Source organism: Sphingobacterium sp. Lzh-3 (genome assembly GCF_046764375.1).
GTDB lineage: Bacteria > Bacteroidota > Bacteroidia > Sphingobacteriales > Sphingobacteriaceae > Sphingobacterium.
Genome location: NZ_CP177226.1, coordinates 3,114,504 through 3,131,912, shown reverse-complemented (window position 1 = coordinate 3,131,912; position 17,409 = coordinate 3,114,504). Strand labels below are relative to the sequence as shown.

At 44.4% G+C, this 17,409-nt stretch carries 10 protein-coding genes; 9 read left to right on the top strand and 1 reads right to left on the bottom strand.

The window, feature by feature from the left end; genetic code table 11:
• Positions 1-97: 97 nt before the first annotated feature.
• From ACLCDV_RS13035 to ACLCDV_RS12995, 9 genes are all read left to right on the top strand, one after another.
• Entirely contained in the window at positions 98-679 is a 582-nt protein-coding gene (locus ACLCDV_RS13035) for an RNA polymerase sigma factor (RefSeq protein WP_411971308.1), read from the top strand.
• A gap of 53 nt (positions 680-732) precedes the next feature.
• Entirely contained in the window at positions 733-1,926 is a 1,194-nt protein-coding gene (locus ACLCDV_RS13030) for a FecR family protein (RefSeq protein ID WP_411971307.1), read from the top strand.
• A gap of 125 nt (positions 1,927-2,051) precedes the next feature.
• Positions 2,052-5,435 (top strand): SusC/RagA family TonB-linked outer membrane protein, encoded by a 3,384-nt coding sequence (locus ACLCDV_RS13025; RefSeq protein ID WP_411971306.1) that lies wholly within the window; start codon positions 2,052-2,054, stop codon positions 5,433-5,435.
• Between the two features lie 13 nt (positions 5,436-5,448).
• On the top strand, positions 5,449-7,320 hold the full coding sequence (locus ACLCDV_RS13020) for a RagB/SusD family nutrient uptake outer membrane protein (protein ID WP_411971305.1): 1,872 nt from the start codon (positions 5,449-5,451) through the stop codon (positions 7,318-7,320).
• Positions 7,321-7,343: 23 nt separating this feature from the next.
• Positions 7,344-7,811, top strand: a complete 468-nt coding sequence (locus ACLCDV_RS13015) for a DUF5018-related domain-containing protein (protein ID WP_411971304.1) — start codon at positions 7,344-7,346, stop codon at positions 7,809-7,811.
• A 159-nt stretch (positions 7,812-7,970) separates the two neighbouring features.
• Entirely contained in the window at positions 7,971-9,371 is a 1,401-nt protein-coding gene (locus tag ACLCDV_RS13010) for a Gfo/Idh/MocA family protein (RefSeq protein ID WP_411973943.1), read from the top strand.
• Between the two features lie 14 nt (positions 9,372-9,385).
• Positions 9,386-12,052 carry a beta-galactosidase gene (locus ACLCDV_RS13005; protein ID WP_411971303.1) on the top strand — a complete coding sequence of 889 codons (2,667 nt, stop codon included), beginning with the start codon at positions 9,386-9,388 and terminating at the stop codon, positions 12,050-12,052.
• Positions 12,053-12,145: 93 nt separating this feature from the next.
• Positions 12,146-13,981: a right-handed parallel beta-helix repeat-containing protein gene (locus tag ACLCDV_RS13000; protein WP_411971302.1), complete on the top strand. Its 1,836-nt coding sequence runs from the start codon at positions 12,146-12,148 to the stop codon at positions 13,979-13,981.
• A gap of 27 nt (positions 13,982-14,008) precedes the next feature.
• Positions 14,009-16,405: a glycosyl hydrolase family 95 catalytic domain-containing protein gene (locus ACLCDV_RS12995; RefSeq protein WP_411971301.1), complete on the top strand. Its 2,397-nt coding sequence runs from the start codon at positions 14,009-14,011 to the stop codon at positions 16,403-16,405.
• A gap of 92 nt (positions 16,406-16,497) precedes the next feature.
• Here the strand turns inward: ACLCDV_RS12995 and ACLCDV_RS12990 are convergent, their stop codons facing one another.
• The gene (locus ACLCDV_RS12990; protein WP_411971300.1) at positions 16,498-17,391 is read right to left on the bottom strand and encodes an alkaline phosphatase family protein; all 894 of its coding nucleotides are present in this window, start codon (positions 17,389-17,391) and stop codon (positions 16,498-16,500) included.
• Positions 17,392-17,409 lie beyond the last annotated feature (18 nt).

Here is a 17,409-nt window from a genome sequence, read left to right as displayed (position 1 = left end):
TTTTATATTTTGCAGCAAATTTTTACAATTATAAATCTATTATCAGGGAAATCCAGTATAGCGTTGCTGTAAGGATTCCCGTCAAGCATCTATTAGAATGAATGTAGCGGAAGAAAAGGAGCGGCTGATAGCACTGATTCAAGGGGACAAAAAAGCTTTTGAATTATTATACGGCTTCTATCGTCCTCAGCTCTATGGCTATGTCTTTAAACTGGTTCGTTCCCACGAAGTTAGCCAGGAGATATTTCAGGATATTTTTATCCGCCTCTGGAAGCAGCGCGAACAGATTGATCCAGAACAGTCTGTTCGAAGTTACTTATACACCATTGCTCAAAATCTCGTTTACGACTATTATAAAAAAGTCGCTTCAGACCGAAATAAACTGGAGACATTTAAATTGTTTTATGCCAGCACATCTGAAAACAATATCGAAGAGCTGCTGGCGTTTAAAGAAGTCCGCGATCACCTCGATACCATTCTCGCCATCATACCCGAAAAGTGCAGGCAGGTCTATGTGCTCTGCAAATTGGAGGGAAGAAGTTACCAGGAGGTGGCAAACTTGCTCAATATATCGATTTCCACAGTAAACAACCATATCGTAAAAGCTTCCAGCATAATTAAAAATAACTGGAAATCAGATGTTTTGTATTTATTTCTCTTTTTTTTCATTTTTCAGTAGTTGGTTTTCCGTTACGATTCGTAGTGCTTGTAATAATCAATTAAAAAAGCCAAGTGAATCAAGAAGATTTAAACAAATTATTTAAAAAATACATCAAGGGAAATTGCACAGCAGAGGAACTCGAGACTTTTTTCCAGTTCGTCCGCGACAAAAGAAATGAACCGCTTTTGTTTGATCTGATGCGTCAACATGAAATTGACGAGGAACGCTGGACAGCAGAGTTTAGGGAGCAGATGCAGCGTTCTTTTGAGAAAACGGATGATTTCCTCGCCAAAGAAATTTTTCAACCCGCCAAATCGCCTAAAATTGCTTATTTGAAATGGCTGCCCTATGCTGCAGCGGCTGTATTACTGTTTGGTGCAACCTTTTTTGGATGGCAAAAATGGCAACAAGCAAATTTGGGCAGCTCTGCCGACACCCAGGTATATCTTCCTAAAGACCGTCAGGCCGAACTGACATTGCCCAATGGCGAACTGGTCACACTGGCGTCGAATATCGAATCGCCAAGAGTATTATTTGAAAAGGGTCCGCTGCAATTGATCCAAAAAACTGGTGGCCGATTGGAAATAGTGGGTAAGGGGGATGGCCTCCTTGCAACTGAGCAGATACAATTGAAAATAGCAAAGGGTAAACGGATGCAGCTCTATTTTGCAGACAGCAGTGCCGTGACACTCAACTCCACCTCCCGCCTTACATTCCCGCTGGAATTTGCCGCACAGGAGCGGAAGACAGAACTGCTAGGTGAAGGTTATTTTGAAATAGCACACAACCCACAAAAACCTTTTTTTGTGAAGACACCCACACAGCTGGTCCAGGTATACGGTACTAAATTTAATGTCCGCGAATATCCGGATGAAAATATCGTCAGTACAGCATTGTTTGAGGGAAAGGTATCTGTGCGCAAGCGGCACGGCGATGCTTATGGCAAAGCCGATTTCTTGACACCGGGCAAAAAGTTACTGTTAGCGAAGGATAGTCCCAACAACGAAAAAGCTGAAATAAAAAATGACAAAGAAATCAGGGGTTGGATCACAGGGCGTAGATACTATGACGGCGTTGCGTTAAAGACGATGCTACGGGATCTTGCACATGATTTTGACATCCGTATCGATTGGGAGCGCATTCCGGAACTGAGATTCCAGGGCACAATTCCGCAGGACTTTGCATTAGACCAGATAATTGATCTCATCAATCAGACGGCTAATATCAAATTATACAAAAAGGATAACCTAATAACCATTCAATAATAAATTTATGAGAAACAAAGAAAAACCAAGCTGAGAAAAAAGCAAAATCGGACGTGGTACCAGCACATCCGATCGTTGCTAGGAGTAAAAAAACAAATTTTCTAAGAACCTAACATTACAAAAGTATGAATTTTAACATTCAATACAAGCGATTGTATTGCCTTGTCTACCGGCTTCGAAAAATTAAGCGTAGACCCCTGATTTATGGTATCCTGCTTATGAAACTAATTGTCTTATTGACAGCGATGGGAACGTTGAATGCGTACGCTGCCGTATATGCACAAAAAATCAATCTCAACCTGAAAAGTGCCACCCTAAAGGAGGTTTTGGACCAAATTGGCAAACAGTCAAAATACGACCTGTTTTACAATATCGACTTTGTCGAAAAACTGGGCAAACTAGATGTTACCTTGGAAAACATGGAGCTCGAAAAGGCCCTGGAAAGCCTGAGCCGTCGTTTGCCAATCGACTACAAGATCAATGCGCGCATGATTACCTTATTTCCTAAAGCGGAAAGTCCGATACAGCAGCGCATGGTCAAAGGTAAAGTAACGGACGAGGATGGAAACCCGCTGGCAGGGGTTACAATCGTCGAGAAAGGAACACGAAACGGAACGACAACAGATGCCTCCGGCGAATTCATTTTAAGAGACAGCAAGGCCGGAGCGACTATATCCATCAAGATAATTGGCTATGTCGCCCAGGAGGTAATCTCCAATGGCGACCCCCTAAACATTCGTTTAGCCAAAGACGTGGCTTCTCTTGATGAAGTTGTGGTGGTGGGTTACGGCCAAAGCAGTAAGCGTAATATCAATAGTGCTGTAAGTACATTGGATATGGGAAATGTGGCTAAAATCCCGGTGCAATCTATTAACGACGGTATCGCCGGTAGAATTCAGGGGGTCATCGTGACGAGTAGCTCGGGTGCGCCCGGATCCAAAAGTTCGGTCTCCATTCGCGGAGCTGGAACACCCTTGTACGTTATCGACAATGTCATCCGTTCTCAGAATGATTTCTTAAATATCAATCCCAACGATATTGAAAACTATTCTGTATTAAAAGATGCGGCCGCGACAGCACTTTATGGCGCGCAAGGCGGAAACGGCGTTATCCTCGTGACAACGAAAAGAGGAAAGGAGGGCGCGATGGATATCAATTATACATTCAATCAGACGTTCTCCCAGCCAACTATTTTTCCAAAGAAACTAAGTTCTTATGAAAACTTAAAAGCCATCAATGCGGTGTATCAGTTTGAAGGCCTGCAGCAGCCAACTCCAGACAATATACTGGAGTATTACAGGACACAGGAAAAACCGTACGAATACCCCAATACAGATTGGCAAAAAGTTGGCTTAAAAGACTATGCTACTGAACAAAGACATGATCTGGCGATCACTTCTGGAACGGAACGGTTGACGTATTATGCTTCCGGATCTTATTACAACCAGAATAGTAACCTGCGGACCAACAACAATAATAACAAACGCATTACCTATCGGTTAAATACGGTCAGCAACTTTAAAGAGGTCAATTTAAAAGTGACCGCCGGACTGGATGGCTATATCGAGGATAATATTCTTCCCAGTTCTTCGACGGCATCTTCCTATGCGGCATTTTATCAACATATACAGCAAAGGCGTTCTTCGCAGTTAGCTTACAATGAATTTGGACTCCCTTCTTCAAACACAACCGATAATCCTGCCGTAGAACTGTCGGATGCTTCTGGTTACAATAAGTCCAATTCCCGCATATTTAATAGCATACTTTCATTTGAATACAATGCGCCATTTCTTGAGGGCTTGACCTTAAAAGCCAACGGAAATTATAATATGTGGAACTCCAAAAACAAGCTCTGGAATTTAACAGCGCCTTCTTACGCCAATGGCAGCACGACGCCAATTTTGGGTAATCCGCCTAATCTAACGGCTACACGTGGAGAAGGAAGTACATTATTATTGCAAGGATATTTACTGTATAATAAAAAATTCGGCGATCATTCCTTTGATTTTACGGGTGTATACGAACAGGCAAAAAACCTAAGTACGTCCGTTTCTGCGACCCGACAACAATACCAGATTTTATTCGATCAGTTTATTGCCGGGCCAACAGTTAATCAATTGGCAAATGGTTCGGAATCTGAAAGTGGCCGCGCGGGTTATGTAGGTCGTCTTTCTTATAACTACAAATCCAAATACTTTTTCGACGGATCACTTCGTTACGATGGTCTGGATCTATTTCCCAAGCAACGACAATGGGGTACATTTTATGCGCTATCCGGTGGTTACGCCATTTCGGAAGAATCTTTTTTCCAGCCGCTACGTGAACGTAATATCTTGAATTACCTCCGTCTCCGCGGATCGTATGGTTTAGTTGGTAGTGCAGAAGGAATTTCACCGTTCTCGTATGTACCCGGCTACAGCATCGATGCCAACAGCTGGATTGTGGATGATAAACCTGTACAGGGATCCTCGGAACCGGGCAGTCTGCCAAGTACCAATTTCTCCTGGTATAGTATTCGGGAACGAAACTTCGGGTTAGATTTTGCTTCGCTCAATAACCGTTTAACAGGAACTTTCGACTATTTCTACAAGCGCACCACGGGCTATGTTGTTGCCGATACGCGGTATGCCGCAACCTTGGGAATAGGCCTTCCGCCTATAAATTATGACGCCGGGGCTTTCCGCCGGCATGGCGCAGAATTTAACTTGACATGGAATGACAGAAAAGGGGATTTTACGTATAAACTGGGCGTAAACTTTACCTATTTCAATCAACTATGGGAACGTAATCCAGCCGAAGACGATGCTACCGTCAAAAATCCGTATACACGGGAAACGGGTAATGTTGACCTGGGTATAGTGCGCGGATATATTAATCAAGGCTTTTATCAAAATAATGCAGACCTGTTATTTGGTCCGCGCAGAATCAGCTCCATTAATGTGATTGCGGGCGATCTGCGTTATGCGGATTTTAACGGCGATGGAAAGTTAGATGGCGCAGATCAGATCCGCGTTGGAAACAATTCATTTCCACGGATTAATTATGGTACAACCATCGACCTCGGCTATAAGGCCTGGAGCCTATCAGCGGTGATTATGGGCTCGGGCAACCGCGATCGTTACCTTGGTAGCATTATACAGGGAAGTGGCGAAAATAAGTTGATTTATGAGTTTCAGCAAGATTACTGGCGCGTAGACAATACGGATGCACTTTTCCCACGTCAGGTAACCGCTACGGGTGTAAACGGAAATAATAATTTCGTTACCAGCGATTTCTGGATTTTGCCTTCGCGATTTGTCAGACTCAAATATTTCCAGCTCGGTTATGATTTAAAAGCGCAGCTTTTAAAAAACACCAAGTTCAAGCAATTCCGTGTGTTTGCCAGTGGTACCAACTTATTGACTTTCTCGAATACGAAGAAATATTTTGTGGATCCCGAGTCTGATCAGAATAATGAGAATTATCCCATCCAACGTACGATTTCTCTGGGTGTAAATGTTGGATTTTAAGTTAGATAGCAAAATGAAAAAATTAAATAAACTTTCTTATATAGCCCTTGGACTGTTAGTGGCCGGTACATTTACAGCGTGTAAAGATGTTTTGGATACACAGCCTTACGATAAAATCGGCGAAGATGTTATCTGGAACAGTCGTGCAAATGCCGAAACCTTTATCTATAGTACCTATGGGATCATGAACAGTTTTGCCGGCGGGCCTGCTACCGACGCATGGACCATGAACCTAATCAGTATGGACGGAACTTACAATGGCGCAAACGCCGTTTTCACGGAACGTCTTGACCGTACTTCAGATATGGGATTCAACAACTGGTCCGAAATAAGACGATGCAATGTCATTATTGCTAAAGTAACAAGTTCTGCAGGGATTACCGAAGCCGATAAAAAGGAACTAATTGCGGAAGCCAAGTTCCTGCGTGGCATGTCTTATTACAACATTGCGCGAAGAGTTGGCCGTATTGTTTGGATTGATAAGGTACTGACGCCCGATGATGAGCTTCTTCTGCCAAGTACAGCTACGCCAAGTGAATCTTACCAATATATCATCAAAGATCTTGAAGAAGCCGTGGCCGATCTGCCAACCGAAAAAGTAGGTGGTAGAACCAATAAATATGTGGCAGCCGCCATGTTAACCGAAGTTTGCTTGCAGGCACTGGCCTACGAAAACTATCCTAACCCGATTACGGTAAACCCATCCAATCCACTGTTGAAAAAAGTACTTGAATACGGTGAACTGGTCCAGTCCGGAGGCTATCAGCTGGAAGCTGATTATGGAGGCATATTTAACGAAGCAAAACCCTATTCGAAAGAAACCATCTATGGAATTTACCGAAAAGCAATCAATACTTCCTGTGATGGTACACCGATGCAGGTGATGATTCCAAACCTGAACAATGATAATATAAAACAGTCTGGGGGTAGTCCACTGTTGAAATCGCCGATCAAGATATTTGAAGCCTGGGGCGACCATGGGCCTTCTCAGGATCTGGCCGATGATTATCTTGTCATTGATGCAGAAAACCCACAGACTGCAGTACGCTGGGACAAAGCCTCACAGTTTAAAAAAGCAGTTGATGAACAGGCAACGATCGCTACAACCATTATCCCGAAAGCAAATGGAGAGAAAGAGCTCAATCGGGGCACAATAAAGTCGGGTAGTAATGCCACAATCTGGAGTTTGACCAACCAAAATCGCGATGCACGCTGGAATGCAAGTGTATTAAGTGATTCTTCGGCAGTTTTCTACGGCGAAACCCTCACCACAGATGTGAAAGGGAACTCCGGACGCTGGCTCAAATTGAATGGTTTTGCCTATTATACATCCCTGACCAATATGTATTGGCGCAAAAGTGTTTACAATAATGTAAACCCACGCATTTATGTCGGTGTTCCAACCGACTATCACTATGTGATTGCCAGACTGGGAAGAGTATACCTCAATATGGCTGAAGCTTATCTTTTGCAGAAAAACCTGCCAAAGGCCCTGGAAATGATGAACAGAACCCGGGTGGTACATGGTCAGCTACCACCAAGTCAAGCAGCCGACCTTGCGACAGCATGGACCGATTATAAACGCGAACGGAGAGTTGACCTGGTACTCGAGAATGATTATTACTGGAGTTTGCTGCGCTGGGGCAGGTATGGCGGTGAAGCCAATCATGGAAACGCATCGGGCGGAATTATCCCCGAGTTGACAACGCTACCTAAAGTAATGGATATCAGTAAAGACAGAAAACACTTTTCGGTTGTACAAGGTGCCTTTTTCTCATCCAACGACATCAGGGAATTTGACGCGAAACGGAGATATCTATTTCCGATTGCGCAAAGTTATCTTGACCGAAATAGCAAATTTGGCCCGCAAAACCCAGGATGGTAATTAAGATTATGAAACGATTTAAAATGAAAAGAAAACTACTTATTGCATTGCTGCCACTGTTTGTGGTATTGATGAACAGCTGTTTGAAGAAAGGTCTTCCAGAATATGAAAACTGGGATCTCAATAACATTGATAACGTATATGTGGAGTATCGATACGAAGGTGGTAAAATGATGAATGGCCAACCAGTCGTCGAATACAAAAGGCTGGATGTGGAGAAAAAAATAAATAGCTCGGCCAATAGTATTGAATTGACCATTCAAGTGCCCGCTGCATCAGGCTCTTTCACCGAAGAAATTCGCAAGAAGGTAAACCAGAATTACCTGTGGGTTTATACCGATATTTCTACGGCGGCCAAAATTTCTCCTATCGGAGATACGCCAAAACTGGGGGATCCGGCAGACCTAAATAAGGAACTTCATTACCAGGTAACCGCTGCCAATGGCGGTAAGAAAGATTGGGTCATTAAGGTCGTAACCTTTAAAAATTAAACTTTTATAAAATTATTGGATTATGTCTGTATCATTTTTTAACAGGCATAATCCGATCTTTCCAAGAACCGAACGTGGCATATGGAACCGAACATGCCGTATGGCGGGCAATCTGCTGAAGCGGTAAATTTTCATGTGTATAATTATAAGATAACCGAAATGAATCCAAAAAGAAGAAGTTTTTTGAAGCTGGCTGGGCTTTCAAGTTTGAGTGTGTTGTCCAGTGGAATATTTGCAAAGTCCCAACCGATAGCAGCGCCCGAAGCTGTAGATCGTTTTGAGGCCCCTAAACAACAGTTTAATATGTGTGGCTATGCCGCTCCCCGAATGGACAAGGTGCGCATCGGGTTTATCGGTGTCGGCAATAGAGGTGCTTCGGCGGTGTACCGAATTGCGCACATTGATGGCGTGGAAGTTAAAGCAATCAGCGATATCCGTCGGGGGGTCGCCGAACGCGCGGCGAAATATGTGAAAGGGGAAGCCCCCATCATTTACGCCGATAAGGAAGAGGAATGGAAGAAATTATGTGACCGGCCCGATATCGATCTGGTCTATATCTGCACGCCCTGGCATTTACATACGCCCATGGCGCTCTATGCCATGAAGGCCGGAAAGCATGTCGCGGTCGAAGTACCCATTGCAACGACAGTGGAAGAATGCTGGCAATTGGTGGAAACTTCCGAAGCCACCAAAAAGCATTGTATGATGCTGGAGAACTGCTGTTATGATTTTTTTGAACTGATGACCCTCAACATGGCCCGCCAAGGTCTTTTTGGCGAAATCCTGCACGGTGAAGGGGCTTATTTGCACGATCTGCTCGCTAGTAATTTTGCAAAGGATAGTTATTACGATATGTGGCGGCTGAAAGAAAATCATCGCAATGGAAATTTATATCCCACCCATGGCCTTGGGCCAATCTGCCAGCTGATGGACATCAACCGAGGGGATAAAATGAGCTATTTGACTTCGATGTCATCCAACGATTTCAGTATGCATCCCAAAGCCCTCGAGCTGGCCGCAAAAGACCCGTTCTATGAACCCTATGCCCATAAGAGCTTTCGTGGGAATATGAACATCACGACGATCCGTACCCACAAAGGCAGGACCATCATGTTGCAGCACGATGTATCTAGTCCAAGACCCTATTCACGCATACACCTCGTTAGTGGCACCAAGGGAATGGCCCAAAAATGGCCCGAACCTGAACGGGTTGCCTTTGGTCATGACTGGCTCTCCGCCGAAGAGATGAAAAAGCTCGAACAGCAATACACGCCCGAGATTGTGCTCAAAGTGGGCGAGATGGCCAAAAAGGTGGGTGGCCACGGTGGAATGGACTTTATGATGGATTGGCGGCTGATTGATTGCCTTCGCAACGGGCTGCCGCTGGATCAAGACGTCTACGATGCTGCCCTGTGGAGTGTGATCGCCCCCTTAAGTGAGCGCTCCGTTAAGAAGAGATCGGATAGTGTGGATATTCCTGATTTTACAAGAGGGGCCTGGGCCAGCAATCCGAAAATGGAGCTGACCTTGAAGGGCGGCGGAAATACTGGAATGAAATAATTTTAAAGAGAAAAATGAAATATCGTTATATAGCCCTTGCCTGTTTACTGTGCTCGACTGCGGTGCGTGCCCAATATCAAATGGATTTGCAGCATGTCGGAACAGTTCCATTGAATTACCTGAATAAAGAACCTATCGGTCCGAAAGGAAAAGAAATCCGCGTCAATAATATTTACATGGAAGAAGGCGGCAAGCCCGTACTTCCGGTGATGGGCGAGTTTCACTATGTCCGTATGGATCATCGCTATTGGCGCGACGCGCTGCTTAAAATGAAAGCCTCGGGTGTAAATATGGTGGCTACTTACGTCATGTGGAGTCTGCATGAAGAAACCGAAGGGCAGCAAAATTGGTCCGGAAATTACGACCTGCACCGATTTATTCAATTGTGTGCCGAACTCGGTCTTAAAGTACATCTCCGCGCCGGCCCTTATTGCAATGCCGAAATGCAGCATGGTGCGCTTCCCGAATGGATCGTCAACAATAAAGCACTGGTAACCCGAAGCAATGATCCGCTATACCTGAATTACGCAAAAAAATGGTATCAATCTGTCTTTAAGCAGATAAAAGGATTGTTGTACAAAGATGGTGGCCCCATTATGGCTTTGCAGCTGGAAAATGAGTTCGTCAAAAAAGGACTTGTTATTTCTCACTTAATGAATCTGAAGAAGATGGCCCGGGAGGCTGGTTTTGATGTGCCTTTGTATACCATGACGCACTGGATGGACAGTGAATATCCCAAAGGGGAAGTCGTCCCCTATGGTGGTTTCTATATTGAAACGCCCTGGGTGACCAACCATGGTAAAATGACGCCACCAACGAATTTTGAATATTTTACCTACAATAGGCTTTCGGATAATATTGGTACCGATATCATCAAGATTGAGGGGGATGTGGAATCTTTCGACGGTTCAAAAAATGACTCACCGTTTTTTACCTGCGAAGTGGGGGTAGGTGCACCTACTTTTTATCACCGCAGGGCTGTAGTTGACGGGGGAATGGCTGGCGAGAATATCAACCTGCGCCTGGGTACCGGTGTTAACCTTATGGGCTACTACATGTATGTCGGTGGTACCAACCCACGGGGCGAAAAGAATACCTACGGCAATGGCCCTTACTTTGGCTATGATTATCAGGCACCGATCCGTGAATTCGGAACGCTTGGCACAGTGATGACGGAAACAAAAAAGCTCAATTATTTCATGAATGATTTTGGATCTGAACTGGCAACCATGCTGGCTTACCTTCCTTTGAGCAATAAAAACAAAGATAATCTACAGTGGTCTGTCAGGTCGGATGGTAAATCGGGATACCTTTTTGTATCCAATTACCTTTACCGCTACGATAGACCCACATACGATCAGGTGCAGTTTAAGCTGAAACTCCAGGATGAAGAATTGGCTTTTCCGAGAAAACCGGTCGCTATAGTGAATAAATCCTATTTCTTGTGGCCGTTTAACTTAGATATGAACGGCGTCAACCTGAAATATGGGACAGTACAGCCCATCACAAGTCATCGTGAGGGTAAAGTAACAAGTTATTTCTTCTTTGAAGATGATGCAATTCCGGCAGAATACCTCATCGATGCAAGCCAACTCAAAACAATCCAGGTCAAAGGCGCAAAAGTGACCAAAGAAAAGAACCGATATTTTGTTTCCAATGTGACGCCGGGAAAAGAAGCTGTGATCACCCTAACCAAGACAAACGGCGAACAGATCAAACTCGTAACACTTACCGAAAAACAATCCGATGAGCTTTGGAAAGGCAAGCTTGGAGAAAAGGATTTTGTTGTGCTGACGGGTTCGAGCCTGGCCGTAGATGCGGGCAAGATACTAATTACCGCCGAAGATGCCACGCAAAAGATCAGTTTATACAGGTCCCAAGGGCTGAAGTCTTTTGAAGATAAGGTGTATCAGGGAAAAAAAGCGGATCAGCTGCAAGCTACAGCTACAGAATTGGGACCAATGGATCAGGCCAGCTGGATATATCCGAAAGCAGGTACTGTATTGAAGAAAGCTTTTGACGGGACTTCATTAGCCGATGTAACAGAAGCGACATTGCGGTTTAGTTCCGATAAAGCGGTAAAGGTATATTGGAACGGCAGGGAGTTGTCTCCTAAAACTGTGGGGGAATATGCAAAGGCCAATGTTAAAACCTATGTACTTTCGGGAAATAATGAAATCCGTTTTGAATCTGCAGAAAATGAGGCAAATGTAATAGCGTCCATAGAAATCCTATACAAAAATGGCGTGCGCAAGGTATGGAATACGGACGATACCTGGTTAAATGCGGACAATAAACCTGTGGAAACCAGAAACGACAAAACTAAGCCAGCGCATTATGCTGCCGAAGAGAGATTGGGCCTCTTTGCGTTTACTCTGCCTGATTTGACGCGGAGCAAAGATGAGGTCCGGTTGGAACTGAGCTACTTTGGCGATAAGGCCACGGCCTATATCGGTGAAGAACCATTTACCGATAGCTACAACGACGGTACGCCCTGGATACTGGGTGTTAGCCGTAAAAAGGAAGAACTGCTGAATGATAAATTAACTGTGCGCATCACTGGATTTGGGGCCGATACGCAAGATATCTTCTTGGAAGACAATCTTGACCGTATGAAAAGCCAATTCCCGGCAATTAAAGATGCCAAGGTGGTTAAGGACTATACCTATAGCGTCAACTAACCGTACAGGCTAATGAAAAAAGCTATATCGTACTATGAAAAGACGATATAGTGTTATTAAATGTGAAGATAATTATAAATTTTTGATAGCATAATGAGGCTAATAATTTTAAGTATATGGGTACTGATTTTTTTTCGGGTGAATGGCCAAACCATTGATGTAACGCAATTTGGTGCCCAGCCCAATAGTTTCGCCGACGCGACCCTTGCTGTAAAGAAGGCGATTGAAGCGGCAAAAGGGCAATCGGATGTGATCTTAAATTTTCCAACAGGGAGATATGATTTTTGGCCAGATCATGCCACCGAGACCAATTATTACATTTCGAACAGCTCGTCTGAAAGTGAATTTCCAGTAAAAAGGCAGCGCGTGGGTCTATTTTTTAAAGGCCTCAAAAACATCCGCCTCGAAGGGAACGGCTCTACCTTTGTATTTCATGGAAAAATGATCAGCTGGGTATTAGATAGTTGCGAAAATATAACATTACGCAATTACACAGTAGATTATGAGCGACCCGGCATGTCCGAAATGACCGTCCGATCAGTATCGCCTACCGAAGTAACTGTTGCTGTCCATCCCGACAGCAGATTCACAATAATGGATGGAAAAGTACAGTGGTACGGTGAAGGCTGGATTCCGAATCCAAAAGGTTTCTTTCTGGCTCGGGTAAATCCACATGAAGATCGAATTTTTTACAGCAACTGGGGGCCTTTTCAAGCGGGCAGCGCTGAAAGAATCGGATCCACTGGCATTAGATTTAAGGGTGACTTTTCGAAGTTTAAGGCCGATACGGGTGATGTCCTTACGCTCAGGGATGCCATAAGGGATTATGTCGGTGTGTTTCAAAATCGAAGCAAAAATATCAGCCTGCACAATGTGCATATGAATAGTATGCACGGTTTGGGTATTGTATCCCAATTCTGTGAAAATTTAAACTATGACCGTATTTATGTGGAGCCGGCCAAAGGTAGCGGTCGCGTGATCGCTTCATCGGCCGATGGTATGCACTTTTCGGGCTGTCGAGGGCAGATTACGATCAACAACTGCCGGTTTAGCGGTTTACACGACGATCCCATCAATGTGCATGGAACACATCTGAAAGTAAAAGAAATTATCTCAGCAACGAAACTGAAGTTGCGGTTTATGCATCATCAAAGTTATGGTTTTATGGCTTTTGCTAAAGGTGATACAATCGCATTTCTGCATGCAAAGGCATTGCAGATCTACGGTCAAGGGGTGGTTAAGTCGGCTACGTTGGTCAGCGAACGGGAGATGCTTGTCGAACTGGAAAAAGCCGTCCCAAAGCAGCTCCAACTGGAGGATGCACTGGAAAATATGACTTGGACACCGGCACTTACCTTAACCAATTCAAGGTTTGAACGTACAATTTCCAGGGGAACGCTGGTTACGACACGACGGAAAGTCCTGATCGAAAACAACGTGTACTACCGTACAGGTATGCATGCGATTCTCATCGAGAATGATGCGATGGGCTGGTATGAGTCTGGTCCTGTAGCGGATGTCACCATCAGAAACAACCAGTTTATAGCCTGTGGTTTTAACAGTGCGCCCGGGAGTTATGCGATTAAGATAAACCCTGAAAACAGCGAACGGGTGAAAAATTATTATGTACACCAAAACATCCGTATAATGGACAATTTGTTTCATCTGGATAGAGCTCCGCTCTTGTCCGCGAAGAGCACCAAGGGACTGCTATTTGCCAATAACCGGATAGAAAAAATAAAGAATGCATCTGATAGAGAAGAACAGCCGGCATTCCATCTCATCGATTGTACCGAGGTACGGATCGAGGGGAATAAATTTGAAGGGACGAGGCCGCGACTACGGATTCAAGGCATGTTGAAGAGCGATCTAAAATCGGATATTACATTTGAAATACCAGATATGAACCAAGAAGGTACTGATTTTTAATCAGGTATTTACAGCATAACTAAATGAATGATGAGAGTTTTTTTTATTGCGCTTTTTGCAAGTGTTTACGCTGTTGCTACAGCACAGGAGAACAATGCCCTAAAATTATGGTATACGAAACCGGCAACACAGTTTGAAGAAGCTTTGCCGCTGGGAAATGGCCGCCTGGGGGCAATGGTATATGGCGGAGTGGACAGAGAACGTATAGCTTTAAATGAAGCCACCTTATGGTCGGGTGGTCCTATTGATGCCGCAAAGGTCAATCCCGATGCAAAACGTTATTTGCAGCCCATCCGGGAGGCACTATTTAACGAAGACTATAAAAAGGCAGATTCCTTAGCCCATTTTATGCAGGGACCTTACTCGGAGGCCTTTATGCCACTGGGGAATCTCTTTTTCGACTTTGCCAACAAGGGGAATGTGAGCGATTACCGTCGGGAACTGGATATGCAGCAGGCGATTTCAAAAGTGAGTTACCGGATTGGCGAGACCAGGTATACACGGGAGACATTTGTGTCACATCCGCAGCAGGTAATCATCTTTCGCTTAACCGCACAAGGAAAAGATAAACTCAATTTTTCCTGTCATTTTGATAGCAAATTGCTTTCGCGAAGTTCGGTAAGGCAGGGGATGCTCCAAATGAACGGTTGGGCACCGGCGCATACCGAACCGAATTATAGGGGTAATATCGCGAATGCTGTTGTGAATGACACAACAAATGCGATGCGCTTTGTATCTATGCTTAAGGTACTGAAAACGGATGGCAAGCAAAAGTTGCAAGATTCGACCTTAAGTGTGAGCGGGGCAACGGAAGTTGTGCTGGCTTTGTCTATGGCAACCAGCTACAATGGCATCGATAAAAATCCGGGCACAGAAGGTAAATCCGAAGATAAACGCGCAGCTGGCTATCTTTCGAAAATCGCCAATACCGATTATCAAAGTTTAAAAAAGATACATTATGCCGACTTTGGAAAGTATTTTAATCGGGTATCCTTAACCTTGGGTGATACTGAAAACGAAAACCTGTCTACCGTAGACAGACTTAATCGCTTTGCTGCCGGTCATAGGGACAATAGTCTGATCGCGCTTTTTTATCAGTATAGCCGGTACTTATTGATCAGCTCTTCGCGGGAGGGAGGTCTCCCGGCCAATCTGCAGGGAATCTGGAACGAATCGGTACGCCCACCCTGGAGCAGCAATTATACCACAAACATCAATGCCGAAATGAACTATTGGGGAGCAGAGACCGCAGATCTACCGGAAATGCACCGCCCCTTATTTGATTTTATTGGCCGATTGGTTAAACCGGGGCATATTACTGCCCAAAACTTCTATCATGCCGGCGGCTGGGTATGCCACCACAATAGCAACATGTGGGCAATGACCAATCCCGTTGGGGATAGCGGCGAAGGCGATCCCTGTTGGGCCAACTGGCCGATGGGCGGAGTCTGGTTGAGCACACATCTGTGGGAACATTACGCTTTTACCAAAGATGCGGCTTTCTTGCGCGATCAGGCTTATCCTGTAATGAAAGGAGCGGTGCAGTTTTGCCTCGACTTTTTGACAGCGGATAAAAAAGGTTATTTGGTAACTGCACCTTCGACCTCACCAGAGAACGTGTACATCACCGACAATGGCTATGTCGGGCAGACCTTGTACGGCAGTACTGCAGATTTGGCGATGATTAAGGAACTATTTGTTGATTATTTAAAAGCTGCGGCCGCCCTCAATATCGATAAAGAAATACAGGCACAAGTAAAGCAGACTTTCGCAAAAATTTACCCGTATCAGATTGGTAAGCAGGGTAATTTCCAGGAGTGGTATCACGACTGGGCGGATAAAGAACCCCATCATCGACATCTGTCTCATCTGTTTGCCGCTTATCCAGGCTATACCATCACCACCGCAGAAACGCCTGAGCTGGCTGATGCGGTACGTAAATCGCTTCAATTAAGGACCAACGAAGGAACAGGTTGGGCGATCACCTGGAGAATAAATTTGTGGGCAAGGATGCAGAATGCTGAACGCGCATACGATGCTGTTAAAAAGTTAATGCGCTTTGTGGGACAGGATGCGGCAATTAAATATGGCGGCGGTGGTGTGTATGCCAATTTATTTGGTGCACATCCGCCTTTCCAAATCGACGGAAACTTCGGCGGCGGGGCCGGCATTTCAGAGATGTTGCTCCAAAGTCACCAGGGCTATATTGAACTGCTGCCTGCACTACCCGAGGAATGGCAGACTGGCGCGGTCAAAGGTTTTGTTGCCCGTGGTAATTTTGTCCTTAACTATTCTTGGGACAAAGGGCAGTTAAAAGAGGTAAAGCTGCTTTCCCGTAAAGGCGGTACCTGTAAAATCAAGTATAAAAATCAAGTGAAAACCCTCCATACACAAGTGGGGAAAAGCTATGAGTTGACATTCTAAAAAAAGGTTGCCCTTCAGATCTGAAGGGCAACCTTTTTTTAGAGGAGTATCTTTTTAGCAGATTGCGTTCGGGATACCCATAACAGGCACCTTTATTTGAACATTTCTGTAGGAGCAATACCGGTCCAAGATTTGGGAAGATCTTTTATTCCGAATATTTTGGCTAATATCCAGGATGTATTTCTGTTGCTATTAAAGAATGCATCTGTCATGCCCAGGTTTTTGATTTTTTTTCCGGTAATACCAAAAGGTATTTGCATCTCATTCATGCTTACCCCACCATGTCCCTTGGCGATTCCACCATGATCGGAGAGCAGTAGAAAATAAGTGTCATCATCAAGATTCTGGTCTTTTAGCTTTTGAACAAATTTGCCGATTTCGACATCGACTTCTTCAATTGCAGCAATGTATTCGGGAGACATCCAACCATACCCATGCCCCGCATGATCCACATGGACGCTATATAAAAACACGAGTGTAGGATCGTTTTTATTTTCGCCGATAAATTTTACTGCTTTGGAATAATTGTTCTTGTATTTATCATCCTCTTCAAAAGAAACTTCATCGAGGTATTTCTTATTGATCGGATTGATAAGTTCGGCCCAATTGTAATAGAAAGCGGTTTTTGCATTTGGTTTTTTATCTTTCAATAGTTTGAATATCGACGGCGAAAAACCATCTGTATCAATTTCTATCGCTTTGAGGGGATGTTTTGATAATGTCCAGTTATTGGCGGTAATACCATGTTCTTCGGGTCCCTGACCAGTGAGGTGGCTCGTCCAATTGGGGAGCGTAACCGAAGGAATCACGGGCCTGCTGCTGAGCGTGATCAAGCCTTTATCAAATAGCTGGTCAAGATTAGGATGTTTAGATCCTTTAAAGCCTTCGGTACTAAAGCCATCTAAGGCAATAACGACGATACGCTGGGCATTTAGGGATGTGCATGTGAGCAAGAATAGCAACATAAAGAGGTTTATTTTCATCATCTTTTCGTTTTTTTTTAT